Raw genomic sequence first — 13,162 nt, 5'->3', positions numbered from 1 at the left:
CTGAATTTTTTGGAGCGTTCCGGAAAGGCCGCCGCTGCCTGAAGGTTACAAAGGATAAAAAAGCAGCCGGGAAAGAGACCCAGGCTGCTTAACTTTTTAGTTATCCAAGGGTTTAATACCGTTATAGTTGGCTCCTTATATTAGGCTTGAAAAATCCTTATTTATCAAGGGTCGCAACGTTTGACTTTTTCGTTGTTTCCTGGTGCCTGTATTGTATTTTCTATGGCTTTGCTTGTTAGCACTTTTTTACATTCACTAGAACAAAGAGTCTTATTTTTAACGTCATTCTTGGACCATTTATTACAATATTTGCAAGTCTTATTGTTTTTGCCTTTTTGATCCGGCAGGCTGTTCTCCTTCTTCCCTAATACGTAAGAGGGTTCTAGCACTTCTTTTTCCTTCTCAAAACCGGTTTATTATTTTATCTTCTTCTTGAAAAATATGGTCTTCTTGCTCGTGGTTCACCGAGAATCTCCGACCAGATGATTCCATTTATTAAAGATTTTGCATCAGTACTATCCGAAAGTATTTCATTCTTATCTTCCCTTTCCAACACCTGTGGCTTAACGTCTTCAGCTTTAGCGTTCTCAAACACTCGGCTGACTCGAGTTGTGATGGATTCTGCTTCATGCTTTACTTGTTGGTATTTTATTTCAATATTTTGCTGCTGGACAGCATGTGTCTGTCTCTCCACTGGTTTGATAGGGCGTTCTTGTTTTGGAAGGGCTTTTTCGGAAAAAAGTTCACGAAATTCTTCAAATTGATTAAACGAAAAAGGCTTATTTTTAGATGGTGTCCTATTTCCTTTTGCCTTTCCGAAAACGGCTGACAGAACACCTATAATAATCAAAAAAATGATTGTTTCCATGACCGGTCCTCCTTAGATTATTTCTATTTGGATGGCGGCCGTTAGCGATCGTCTTTTTTATCGCCCGTTATCTTGCCTATTGATCCTCTCATATCCGTATCCGCAGAGATATTTTTAATATTCATATAGTCCATAACACCTATGTTTCCAGACTTAAGCGCCTCGGCCATTGCAAGTGGCACTTCCGCCTCAGCTTCGACAACCTTAGCCCTCATTTCCTGCACTTTTGCCTTCATTTCTTGTTCTTGTGCAACAGCCATGGCACGGCGTTCTTCCGCTTTTGCCTGGGCAATTTTCTTATCTGCTTCCGCTTGTTCCATCTGTAGTTCTGCACCAATATTTTTACCGATATCAACATCCGCAATATCAATGGAAAGAATCTCAAAAGCTGTTCCAGCATCAAGTCCTTTAGATAAAACGGTTTGTGAAATAGAATCAGGGTTTTCTAACACTTTGCTATGGCTTTCAGAGGAACCAATCGTCGATACGACCCCTTCCCCTACACGCGCAACGACGGTTGCCTCTCCAGCACCCCCGACAAGACGCTCGATATTGGCCCGAACGGTAATTCTTGCTTTCGCCTTTACCTCAATCCCATTCATTGCGACACCCGCGATAAAGGGGGTCTCAATAACTTTAGGGTTTACACTCATTTGCACAGCCTCTAAAACGTCACGACCTGCAAGATCGATGGCAGCACAGCGCTCAAAAGATAATTCAATATTGGCCCTGTGAGCGGCAATAAGTGCGTTTACAACCCTGTCTACGTTTCCTCCGGCCAGGTAATGACTTTCAAGCTGATTCGTGGTGACGTTTAACCCCGCTTTATGAGCCTTAATTAACGGATTAATTACCTTGCTTGGTGTTACCCTTCTAAGCCGCATTCCTACCAATGTAAAGATGCTTACGCGCACACCTGCAGCAAGCGCTGAAATCCAAAGCATTACAGGAACAAAGGATAATAAAATCCCTAAGAAAATTAGCGCGACAATGACAATCGCAATGACAAAAATGGTTCCGCTTGGCATAATGAAACAACCTCCTACTTATTTTATTTCTCTAACTACAATACGTACTCCTTCTACCTTAATGACCTTTATTTTAGCATTTTGATCAATAAAGCCGCCTTCACTGACCACATCCACCCGTTCATTGTTAAAAATGGCTGTACCGGCCGGGCGTAAAATGGTTAAAGCTGTCCCTTCCACGCCTAAAAGGTCTGTTCGATTGATATTCGAAACATACCCATCCTCTTTCCTTGCTGAATCAAAGAGAATCATTTTATTAAAAAGAACAAGCTTTTTGCCAAAGATTTTAATCATGACGAAAAACATTAAAATTGAAAAAAATAAAGCGATTAATATTGAGATACCCATTTGAAGAGTGTCTCCGCCAGCTAAGAAGAGACTGAAGATAAGCGCTGCTAAACCAAGGGTTCCAGAGATGGCCCCCGGTAGAAAAAGCTCTAAAAAAATGAGGATGATTCCTGCAATAAAAAGGGCAAAGGCTCCAAATCCGGCCAGTCCAGCAAGATAATGCCCGTAAAAAAATAAACAAAGAGCAAACACACCAATAAAACCCGGTATTCCAAATTTAGGAGAAAAAAGCTCCATGACAATACCAATACCAGCGATGGTTAATAGAACGGTAATGACAATTGGATCCGTAAGAAAAGCAACCAACTAATATCCCCCCTTCTCTATCTATTGCTATATTTACGTTCGACATTAGTGAAAGTTTCACCTTCTAATGTTTTTCTCGTATTGAAACAGGGTTTCTTTTCCCATGAGGTGTAAATAACTGCTCCTGCGAGCAATGAAAACCCGTTTCTTTTCTCTTTTTGTCAAAATATCCTCTCCATCGGGCAATGAAAACCTGTTTCTTTTCCCTTTTGGGCGAAAAATCTTCTCCAACGGGCATTGAAAACCCGTTTCTTTTCCCTTTTGGGCGAAAAATTCTCTCAAATGGGCAATGAAAACCCGTTTCTTTTCCCTTTTGGGCGAAAAATTCTCTCAAATGGGCAATGAAAACCCGTTTCTTTTCCCTTTTTGTCAAAATATCCTCTCCAACGGGCAATGAAAACCCGTTTCTTTTCCCTTTTGGGCGAAAAATCTTCTCCATCGGGCATTGAAAACCCGTTTCTTTTCCCTTTTGGGCGAAAAATCTTCTCCATCGGGCATTGAAAACCCGTTTCTTTTCCCTTTTGGGCGAAAAATCTCCTCCATCGGGCAATGGAACCTCGTTTCTTTTCCCTTTTTGTCAAAATATCCACTCCATCGGGCAATGAAAACCTGTTTCTTTTCCCTTTTTGTGAAAATATCCTCTCCAACGGGCAATGAGAACCTGTTTCTTTTCCCTTTTGGGCGAAAAATCTTCTCCATCGGGCAATGAAAACCCGTTTCTTTTCCCTTTTTGTCAAAATATCCTCTCCATCGGGCAATGAAAACCCGTTTCTTTTCCCTTTTTGTCAAAATATCTTCTCCATCGGGCAATGAAAACCCGTTTCTTTTCCCTTTTTGTCAAAATATTTTCTCCATCGGGCAATGAAACCTCGTTTCTTTTCCCTTTTGGGCGAAAAATCTCCTCCATCGGGCAATGAAAACCCGTTTCTTTTCCCTTTTGGGCGAAAAATCTTCTCCATCGGGCAATGAAAACCCGTTTCTTTTCCCTTTTTGTCAAAATATCCTCTCCAACGGGCATTGAAACCTCGTTTCTTTTCCCTTTTGGGCGAAAAATTCTCTCCATCGGGCAATGAAAACCGTTTCTTTTCCCTTTTTGTCAAAATATCTTCTCCATCGGGCAATGAAAACCCGTTTCTTTTCCCTTTTTGTCAAAATATCTTCTCCATCGGGCAATGAAAACCCGTTTCTTTTCCCTTTTGGGCGAAAAATATTCTTCATCGGGCAATGAAAACCCGTTTCTTTTCCCTTTTGGGCGAAAAATATTCTCCATCGGGCAATGAAAACCTGTTTCTTTTCCCTTTTGGGCGAAAAATCTTCTCCAACGGGCAATGAAAACCCGTTTCTTTTCCCTTTTTGTCAAAATATCCTCTCCATCGGGCAATGAAACCTCGTTTCTTTTCCCTTAAGCAAGCAAAACGCGTTTCTAGGGTTACTCAACCAATTATTTAGTTATAAAATAAAAACCGCAGGCACTTAATGCCTGCGGCTTTGATGTCAGAATACTTATGAAAGGTGTTGTTGTACAAGTTTATTTACAAGTGATCCATCTGCTTTACCTTTTACCTTCGGCATAATCGCAGCCATCACTTTTCCCATATCCGCTTTTGATGTTGCACCGGTTTCAGCGATTGTTTCTTTTACAATTTCCGATACTTCTTCGTCAGACAGCTGTTTTGGCATATACAACTCAACGATAGAGAGCTCCGTGCGCAATTTATCAACAAGGTCTTCGCGACCTGCTTTATCAAATTCATGGAGGGAGTCTTTGCGTTGTTTTACTTCGCGAGAAAGTACTGTTAACTCTTGTTCTTCGGACAGCTCATTTGAACCGAGCTTAATCGCTTCATTTTGCAAGGAAGCTTTAACCATCCGAATCACACTGAGTTTGTCTTTTTCCTTGTTTTTCATTGCTTGTTTCATGTCATTATTTAAACGCTCGAGAAGACTCATAAATTACACCCTCTCTTAGAACTTACGTTTTCTTGCTGCTTCAGACTTTTTCTTACGCCTTACACTTGGCTTTTCGTAGAATTCGCGCTTTCTTGCCTCTTGCAAAGTACCTGTTTTTGATACAGTACGTTTGAAGCGACGAAGAGCATCTTCAAGCGATTCGTTTTTACGAACGACGGTTTTAGACATTCTCTTTCCCTCCCTCCGAAACACAACACACTTACATTCAATCCATGTACCTTGCAATTATAATATAACCTTGAAACAAGGTCAATATTAATTACGATTGCTCATACAAGCTTTTTTATTTTTTATTCATAAATAACAAGAATAATTACGAAGCATGTGTTATTTTTCCTTAAAAGTGGCATGTCCTAACAATAGAGGCCATACAATGAAGCGAGGGGGCCTAGAGACATGCTGTACATCCTATTATTTGTTCTTTGTATATTATTATTTATATTTGGAATGACCATTATTAGGTTTGGACTATTTAATTTATCCGCAGAAAAATTGAGGACATGGCTGATTAAATTAACGAGTACCCCATTAAAAGGGATGGTAACCGGGACATTTATCACAGCCCTTCTCCAAAGCAGCTCTGCCGTAATGGTCATCACAATCGGATTGATTTCTGCTAGGATTATGACCTTCCCGCAATCGATTGGGATCATTTTGGGAACCAATATTGGAACAACCTTTAAGACTGAGCTAATAACTTTTGATATAGATGCTATTTTAGCACCGTTAGCTATCTTAGGTGCCTTTCTAATCATTCTCAAAAATCGAAAGGCGAAAAGCATTGGGATGCTCTTATTGGGAATTGCCTCTGTATTCACGGCAATGAAAGGTTTTGAATTATTGGCACACCCATTAACTTCGCTTAGTTATATAAACAAATTTATTCTTTCGATTAATGACCATATTTTTCTCAGTCTGCTTACAGGAACAATCATTACTGCAATTATTCAATCAAGCACGGCTATGACAGGGATTGCAATGGGGTTTTTAACGGCTGGACTCCTTCAGCTGAACGCCGGAATTGCCATCATGCTTGGAGCCAATATTGGGACATGTATAACAGCAATTATTGCTTCAATTGGCGGGGGAAAAGAGTCAAGGCTTGCGGCATATGCCCATGTTTGGCTGAATGTCTTTGGGGTTGCACTATTTATCCCGCTCATCCCCTACCTATCCGAACATGCAGACCTGTTAGCCCACCAGAAAGATGTTCAACTAGCTCATATAAGCGTAATATTTAACGTGGTTACTTCCATTATCATTCTCCCATTTGCCACAAAATTTGGTGAAATGATTTTATATTTACATGGAAAAAAAGCTTAAAAAGACGGCATTAGCCGTCTTTAGTTTGTCGAGAAAGTGTATTTTTCTTAGCAATTTTTCACTTTGTCAAATCTAAATACCAATTTTATTGATTGTCTCTGCAAATGGGCCTGTTGCACAGACAAACTCTCATAATTTTTTAAAAATTAACGCGGTTAATTATTAAATAGAGCGAATAAAATAAAAGGTTATCGAAAAATTTTCGACAGCCTGAAGACGGCTTAAGCCGTCTTTTTTAATATGAGCTTGTTACTGTTAGCCCTTTAAGAATGGCAACACCTGAGCTCGCTCCAATTCTTGTTGCGCCCGCCTCAGTCATTTTAAGTGCATCCTCAGTGCTTCTAACCCCACCGGAGGCTTTAACACCTATTTCCGGACCAACAGCCTGTCTCATCAACGCAATATCCTCTACTGTAGCCCCACCAGAAGAAAAGCCTGTAGAAGTTTTTACATAGTCTGCACCTGCTTGAACAGCTAGCTGGCAGGCACGAATCTTTTCTTCCTGTGTTAACAAACTCGTTTCGATAATTACTTTTGTTAATGCCTTTCCTTTTGCAGCATCCACAACAGCACGAATATCACTTTCCACTAATTGGTCGTTATAATCCTTTAAAGCCCCAATATTAATGACCATATCCACTTCATCAGCACCCTGGTCAATCGCATTTTTTGTTTCAAAGGCCTTTGTTTCGGATGTTGTCGCTCCTAATGGGAAACCAATAACTGTACAAACCTTAACACCACTTCCATTTAATAAATCTCTACATGTTTTTACCCATGTTGGATTTACACAAACGGAAAAAAATTTATATTCTTTTGCCTCTTGGCAAAGGGTTTCAATTTGTTGCTTGGTTGCATCCGGTTTTAACAATGTATGATCAATCATTGCAGCGATATTGGCAGTTGTCATTTGTTTGCTCCTTTCACGAATCAATAAAATAAACCTGCTCTAAAATATAGGATACCCTTTTCAAAGAAAAAAAGGACCCAAAAATAGGATCCTTAGATGACAGCTTCTTCTTCCATAAACACTTCTTCTTTTACCGGTGTATCCTCTACAACCCGGACGAATTGACCTTGATTATAAGGGTATCCGGCTTTGGTAATTTTAACTTTTACAATTTTTCCAACCATTTCTTCCGTTGCAGGGAGAACCACTTTTAAATAATTATCTGTATAACCAATATATAATCCTGAATTTAGCTCTTCCTTATATTCCTCTTCCGGAATCACTTCTAGAACATCGTTTTCAAATTGTGAAGCATATTCTTTCGCCAATTGATCGGAGAGACTAATAAGACGATGCACACGGTCATTTTTAACCTCTTCATCGATTTGGTCTTCCATACGGGCTGCAGGAGTACCGGTCCGTTTAGAATAAGGGAAGACATGAAGCTCGGAGAATTTATGCTCCTTTATAAAATTATAGGTTTCCATAAATTCTTCTTCGGTTTCTCCCGGGAAACCAACGATTACATCGGATGTAACCGCAAGACCTGGAAGAACTTCCTTTAAACGCTCCAATCTTTCAGCGAAAAATTCCATCGTATATTTCCGGCGCATCCGCTTTAAGACTGAATTCGATCCAGATTGAATCGGAATGTGCAAATGGCGAACAATAATATTCGAATGTTTGATTACTTCAATGACTTCATCCGTAATTTGACTTGCCTCAATCGAAGAAATACGAAGACGTTTTAAACCTTTCACCTGTGCTTCTAAATCACGAAGGAGCCCTGCAAGGTTATATTCCTTCATGTCTTCTCCGTAACCGCCAGTATGAATACCAGTCAGCACAATCTCTTTATAACCGGCATCCACCAATTGCTGTGCTTGATGGATGACTTCTTTTGGATCACGGGATCGCATTAAGCCGCGTGCCCATGGAATAATACAGAAGGTACAAAAATTATTGCAGCCTTCTTGAATTTTTAATGAAGCGCGTGTTCGATCTGTGAAGGAAGGTACATCTAGTTCTTCATATACACGGCTTTTCATAATATTCCCGACACCATTAATTGGCTGACGCTCTTTTTTATACTGCTCGATGTAATCAAGCATTTTAATCCGGTCCTGTGTTCCTACGACAATATCCACCCCGGGAATAGCCATAATTTCTGCCGGGGATGTTTGTGCATAACACCCAGTGACACAAATGACAGCATCCGGATTTTTCCTTACAGCTCGTCTGATCACTTGCCGGCTTTTTTTGTCACCTGTGTTTGTTACCGTACAAGTATTAATTACATATACATCGGAAATCGCTTCAAAATCGACCCGTTCGTAGCCTTCTTGTTTAAACAACTGCCAAATGGCCTCAGTTTCATAATGGTTGACCTTACATCCAAGTGTATGAAACGCGACTGTTGCCATTAGAACTCACCTCATTAATTCAAAATGATAGGAAATCGCCGCAAGTGAATATAAAGGCGCAGTTTCCGTTCTTAAAATTCGCGGACCCAATCCGCAAATGGAAAAACCATTCTCCTTTAAAAGCCGGACCTCTTCCTCTGTTAATCCGCCTTCCGGTCCAAAAACCAATAAAAGTGATTCACCGTTTTCCATTTTTTGAAGAGTTGAAGAGAAAATCGAAGTTTCCCCGCTTCGGCTTTCCTCCTCATATGCAACTAATTTATAGTCAAAGTTTTTGCTTTCCCCAAGCAAATTTTTAAAGCTTACCAAATTTGCTACTTCTGGTAAAATAGCACGATGGGACTGTTCCGCAGCTTCTTTGGCAATTTTTTGCCATCTCTCTATTTTTTTTGCTGCTTTCTTTTCATCCCATTTCACAACGGACCTAGCCGCTGAAAAGGGCAGAAATTTATGGGCACCAAGTTCAGTCCCCTTTTGAATAATCCATTCCAACTTGTCTCCTTTTGGAAGACCGCTGGCGATTGTAATGGAAATCGGAAGCTCCGAATTTTCTTCTTCCCATTGTACAACGTCTGCAACGACTTGTTCATCGGTAATTTCTGCAATTTTACATACAGCCATTTTCCCCTGTGGGTCCACACAAATAATTTGGTCACCAATATGCATGCGCATGACCTTTAAAATATGATGCCGATCTTCGGAATCAATCAAAAAACGATTCTCTTTTGCTCGGTCTTTAACAAAGTAGCGTTGCATACGATGCACCCTCTTTAAAAACATTTTACTCTTTATTTTACTAAAAAAATTTTTTTAATAAAAGACTGGAAATAAAAAAAGGGAACCTTATCCCCTTTTTTTCAACCATTATATCCTTTTTGCAATAAGTGCAACCCAATCTTCCATTAAAATGGTTTCCACTATTTCAAAACCTGATGCAGCAAGTGCTTCTTTCACTTGGTCTTTCTTTTGCTGAATGATGCCGGATGCTATAAAACACCCACCCGGCTTTAAGACCTTTGCCACATCATCGGTAAACCTTAAAATCACTTCAGCTAAAATATTGGCCACTACAACATCTGCAGATGTTTCTTCCACACCATCAAGCAAATTATTCTGCGAAATGGAGATCACTTCATTTACTTTATTCAGCTTGATATTCAGCCTAGCTTGTGTAACCGCTACTTCATCTAGATCGTACGCCCTCACGTCCTCAGCACCAAGCATGGCTGCTGCAATGCTTAAAACGCCAGAACCTGTTCCAACATCAATCACTCTGTCACCGCGCTTAACGGTTCGTTCCAGAGCCTGTATACACATAACCGTTGTCGGGTGTGTCCCTGTTCCAAATGCCATTCCCGGATCCAATTCAATGATCAGCTCATCACTACTCACCGGAGTGTAAATTTCCCATGTTGGGACAATCGTGAATTTCTCAGAAATTTTCACAGGATTATAATACTTCTTCCACGCGGTTGCCCATTCTTCTTCATTCACTTCACTGATGGTCACCTTGTTTAGGCCGATATCAATATTATAAATAATTAAGTTATTAATTGATTCCTTGATCGCATCCACCGTTTCCCCTAAAAAACTATTTACTGGCAAATAGGCTTTGACAATGACCCCTTCCTCCGGGTAATCGTCAGGATTAAGTTGGTAGATTTCCCCGAATTGGTCTTCCCTTTCCTTTGTCAGCTCAAATGGATCTTCAATAACTACACCGCTTGCTCCGGCCTCATGTAAAATATGAGAAATAGGTTCGACTGCCTCATTTGTTGTATGGATACTAATTTCGGACCATTTCATACTACCAACTCCAATCCCTATTCACCTTTAAAGGCACGTTTTACTTTAGAGAAAAAGCTTTCTTCATGCTCACCAATTGGTGCATTTCCGCTAATTTCAGCAAACTCGCGAAGAAGCTGCTTTTGCTTATCATTCAACTTGGTCGGCGTAATGATTTTGACAATGATATGCTGATCGCCGACACCGTATCCGCGAACATTTGGAACACCTTTTCCTTTTAAGCGGAATTGGGTTCCTGTTTGTGTTCCTGCAGGCACTTTTAGCTTAACCTTTCCATGCAGGGTAGGAACTTCAATTTCATCCCCTAATGTAGATTGAACAAAGGTGATTGGCATTTCGCAATAAATGTCATCGCCATCTCTTTCAAAAAACTCGTGTTCACGCACATGGAAGACTACATAAAGATCTCCTGCAGGACCTCCATTAATCCCTGCTTCCCCTTGACCAGCCATCCTTAATTGCTGACCATCATCAATACCCGCAGGAATTCTCACATGGATTTTTTTCCGTTTCTGCACTTTTCCTGAACCGCCGCAGGTTGAACATTTCTGCTTTATTTCTTTCCCTGTCCCATTACAGTAGTGACATGTCCGGCGATTAACAATCCGGCCGAACGGAGTATTTTGTTCAACATTTAACTGGCCTGTCCCATGACAGTGGTTACATGTTTCCGGCTTTGTTCCCGGTTTTGCACCAGAACCGCTGCAGGTTCCGCACGTTTCTTCACGAGGAATTTCAATATCTGTTTCTTTACCAAACGCTGCTTCCTCAAAAGTTACCGTCATAGTGTACTGAAGGTCAGCACCCTGCCTTGGAGCATTTGGATCTCGTCTTCTCGAACCGCCGCCGCCAAAGAAGGTATTAAAAATATCCTCAAAACCGCCAAAGCCGCCGAAATCAGCACCTCCGCCAAAGCCTTGATTTGGATCTGTATGACCGAATTGATCATAGTGCGCCTTTTTTTGATCATCACTTAATACTTCATAAGCTTCAGCTATTTCCTTAAATTTATCCGCTGCATCCGGCTCTTTATTAATATCTGGATGATATTTTTTAGAGAGCTTACGGTAAGCTTTTTTTATTTCATCCTTTGAAGCGCTCTTACTAATCCCCAGCACCTCATAGTAATCCCGTTTACTCATGATTACCACTCCCGAATCATTCACATAAAGATTATTTTAACACTGTAAAGATTTATAATGCAAGAATAAATAGCTTAATATCCCTATAATAAATCAAAGAAAAAGCCAAAGCCGTTCGCCTGACTTTGACTTTTCCTTATTTTGTCTTTTATTTATTACTTATCATCTTTAACTTCTTCAAATTCTGCATCTACAACATTGTCATCTTTACCGCCTGCACCCGCGTCCTGCGCTCCTTGCTGTGCCTGCGCCTGCTTCGCAGCTTCTTCGTAAAGCTTAACAGATAAAGCCTGCACAATTTCTTGCAATGCATCTTTTTTGCTGCGGATTTCATCTAAATCATTTTTTTCAATGGCTTGTTTTAATGCATCCTTCGCATCATTCGCTTTTGCAACTTCAGCTGCATCTACTTTGCCTTCAAGATCTTTTAACGTTTTTTCCGTTGTAAAGACAAGTTGATCTGCTTCATTACGAAGCTCCACTTCTTCTTTACGTGTCTTATCCGCTTCCGCGTTTTCTTCTGCTTCTCTTACCATTTTTTGAATTTCTTCATCAGAAAGACCGGTAGAAGATTTAATCGTAATTTGCTGTTCTTTATTTGTACCAAGGTCCTTTGCACGAACATTTACGATACCATTTTTGTCGATATCGAAGGTAACCTCAATTTGTGGAATTCCACGTGGTGCCGGTGGAATATCGGACAACTGGAATCTGCCCAATGTTTTATTATTTGCTGCCATTGGACGCTCCCCTTGAAGAACATGAATATCAACAGCGGTTTGATTGTCAGCAGCAGTAGAGAATACTTGAGATTTAGATGTCGGGATTGTTGTGTTACGATCGATTAACTTCGTAAACACTCCGCCCATCGTTTCAATCCCTAGGGATAAAGGAGTTACGTCTAGTAATACAACGTCTTTAACATCCCCAGTAATAACTCCACCCTGGATAGCAGCCCCCATTGCCACGACTTCATCAGGATTAACACCGCGGTGCGGCTCTTGTCCAGTTGCTTTTTTAATCGCTTCCTGAACAGCTGGAATTCTTGTTGAACCCCCAACTAGGATGACTTTATCAATTTCAGATGGCGTGAGACCAGCATCACTAAGTGCTTGACGAGTAGGCCCCATTGTCCGCTCTACAAGTGATGCAGACAATTCTTCAAATTTTGCTCTGGACATTGTTACTTCTAAATGGAGCGGTCCAGCAGCACCAGCCGTAATGAATGGCAAGGAAATTTGGGTTGAAGTTACACCTGATAGATCCTTCTTCGCTTTTTCTGCAGCATCTTTTAGACGCTGTAGAGCCATTTTATCTTGAGATAGATCAATTCCATTTTCTTTTTTGAATTGTTCTACAAGATAATCAATAATAACTTGGTCAAAATCATCTCCGCCAAGGCGGTTATCACCGGCTGTTGCTTTTACTTCAAACACACCATCGCCAAGTTCAAGAATGGAAACGTCAAATGTACCGCCGCCAAGGTCATAAACTAGAATGGTTTGGTCTTGATCCGTTTTGTCTAATCCGTAAGCAAGCGCAGCAGCAGTAGGTTCGTTGATAATACGTTCAACCTCTAAACCGGCAATTTTTCCAGCATCCTTTGTTGCTTGGCGCTCTGCATCATTAAAATATGCAGGAACAGTAATAACCGCTTTTGTTACCGGCTCACCAAGATAATCTTCTGCATAGGATTTTAAATATTGAAGGATGATGGCAGAAATTTCTTGTGGAGTATAACCCTTTCCTTCCACTTCTACTTTATGGGCAGTACCCATATGGCGTTTAATCGAAATAATCGTATTAGGGTTTGTAATCGCTTGGCGTTTTGCGACTTCCCCTACTTGGCGTTCGCCATTTTTAAATGCTACAACAGATGGAGTCGTACGGTTTCCTTCTGGATTTGGAATAACTTTTGGCTCGCCGCCTTCAAGTACTGCCACACATGAGTTGGTTGTACCAAGGTCAATACCAATAATTTTACTCATTGCCTTTTC

15 protein-coding genes are annotated in these 13,162 nt (G+C 40.6%); 1 reads left to right on the top strand and 14 read right to left on the bottom strand.

Going from position 1 to position 13,162, the window contains the following annotated elements; genetic code table 11:
• Positions 1–421 precede the first annotated feature (421 nt).
• The 8 genes from J2Y67_RS14060 to rpsU all read right to left on the bottom strand — a co-directional run bounded on the left by J2Y67_RS14060 (position 422) and on the right by rpsU (position 4,689).
• The gene (locus J2Y67_RS14060; protein ID WP_310175036.1) at positions 422–868 is read right to left on the bottom strand and encodes a hypothetical protein; all 447 of its coding nucleotides are present in this window, start codon (positions 866–868) and stop codon (positions 422–424) included.
• Between the two features lie 41 nt (positions 869–909).
• Positions 910–1,896, bottom strand: coding sequence for a flotillin-like protein FloA (gene floA, locus J2Y67_RS14055; RefSeq protein ID WP_310175034.1), 987 nt, complete (start codon positions 1,894–1,896; stop codon positions 910–912).
• Between the two features lie 18 nt (positions 1,897–1,914).
• On the bottom strand, positions 1,915–2,550 hold the full coding sequence (locus J2Y67_RS14050) for an NfeD family protein (RefSeq protein ID WP_310175033.1): 636 nt from the start codon (positions 2,548–2,550) through the stop codon (positions 1,915–1,917).
• A 278-nt stretch (positions 2,551–2,828) separates the two neighbouring features.
• A complete protein-coding gene (locus J2Y67_RS14045) occupies positions 2,829–3,287 on the bottom strand; it encodes a hypothetical protein (protein ID WP_310175031.1) in 459 nt (152 codons plus the stop codon).
• A complete protein-coding gene (locus J2Y67_RS14040; protein ID WP_310175029.1) occupies positions 3,284–3,613 on the bottom strand; it encodes a hypothetical protein in 330 nt (109 codons plus the stop codon). Before J2Y67_RS14040 ends, J2Y67_RS14045 begins: the two co-directional genes overlap by 4 nt.
• Positions 3,614–3,646: 33 nt before the next feature.
• A complete protein-coding gene (locus J2Y67_RS14035; protein ID WP_310175027.1) occupies positions 3,647–3,910 on the bottom strand; it encodes a hypothetical protein in 264 nt (87 codons plus the stop codon).
• A gap of 143 nt (positions 3,911–4,053) precedes the next feature.
• Positions 4,054–4,500, bottom strand: a complete 447-nt coding sequence (locus J2Y67_RS14030) for a GatB/YqeY domain-containing protein (protein ID WP_310175025.1) — start codon at positions 4,498–4,500, stop codon at positions 4,054–4,056.
• Positions 4,501–4,515: 15 nt separating this feature from the next.
• Positions 4,516–4,689: a 30S ribosomal protein S21 gene (gene rpsU, locus J2Y67_RS14025; RefSeq protein ID WP_026572407.1), complete on the bottom strand. Its 174-nt coding sequence runs from the start codon at positions 4,687–4,689 to the stop codon at positions 4,516–4,518.
• A 228-nt stretch (positions 4,690–4,917) separates the two neighbouring features.
• Here rpsU and J2Y67_RS14020 point away from each other — a divergent pair, with 228 nt between their 5' ends.
• The gene (locus J2Y67_RS14020) at positions 4,918–5,844 is read left to right on the top strand and encodes a Na/Pi symporter (RefSeq protein ID WP_310175020.1); all 927 of its coding nucleotides are present in this window, start codon (positions 4,918–4,920) and stop codon (positions 5,842–5,844) included.
• Positions 5,845–6,079: 235 nt separating this feature from the next.
• Here the strand turns inward: J2Y67_RS14020 and deoC are convergent, their stop codons facing one another.
• The 6 genes from deoC to dnaK all read right to left on the bottom strand — a co-directional run bounded on the left by deoC (position 6,080) and on the right by dnaK (position 13,153).
• Complete coding sequence (gene deoC / locus J2Y67_RS14015) at positions 6,080–6,754, bottom strand: deoxyribose-phosphate aldolase (protein WP_310175018.1); 675 nt, start codon at positions 6,752–6,754, stop codon at positions 6,080–6,082.
• A 92-nt stretch (positions 6,755–6,846) separates the two neighbouring features.
• Entirely contained in the window at positions 6,847–8,217 is a 1,371-nt protein-coding gene (gene mtaB / locus J2Y67_RS14010; RefSeq protein ID WP_310175016.1) for a tRNA (N(6)-L-threonylcarbamoyladenosine(37)-C(2))-methylthiotransferase MtaB, read from the bottom strand.
• Positions 8,218–8,223: 6 nt separating this feature from the next.
• Entirely contained in the window at positions 8,224–8,973 is a 750-nt protein-coding gene (locus J2Y67_RS14005) for a 16S rRNA (uracil(1498)-N(3))-methyltransferase (protein ID WP_310175014.1), read from the bottom strand.
• 108 nt (positions 8,974–9,081) lie between these two features.
• Positions 9,082–10,023, bottom strand: a complete 942-nt coding sequence (prmA, locus tag J2Y67_RS14000; protein WP_310175012.1) for a 50S ribosomal protein L11 methyltransferase — start codon at positions 10,021–10,023, stop codon at positions 9,082–9,084.
• Between the two features lie 17 nt (positions 10,024–10,040).
• Positions 10,041–11,165: a molecular chaperone DnaJ gene (gene dnaJ, locus J2Y67_RS13995; RefSeq protein WP_310175010.1), complete on the bottom strand. Its 1,125-nt coding sequence runs from the start codon at positions 11,163–11,165 to the stop codon at positions 10,041–10,043.
• Between the two features lie 155 nt (positions 11,166–11,320).
• Positions 11,321–13,153, bottom strand: a complete 1,833-nt coding sequence (dnaK, locus tag J2Y67_RS13990) for a molecular chaperone DnaK (RefSeq protein WP_310175008.1) — start codon at positions 13,151–13,153, stop codon at positions 11,321–11,323.
• Positions 13,154–13,162: the final 9 nt, after the last annotated feature.

The organism is Neobacillus niacini, assembly GCF_031456445.1.
Classification (GTDB): Bacteria; Bacillota; Bacilli; order Bacillales; family Cytobacillaceae; genus Neobacillus; species Neobacillus niacini_I.
This window is presented reverse-complemented; position numbering and strand designations above follow the sequence as displayed.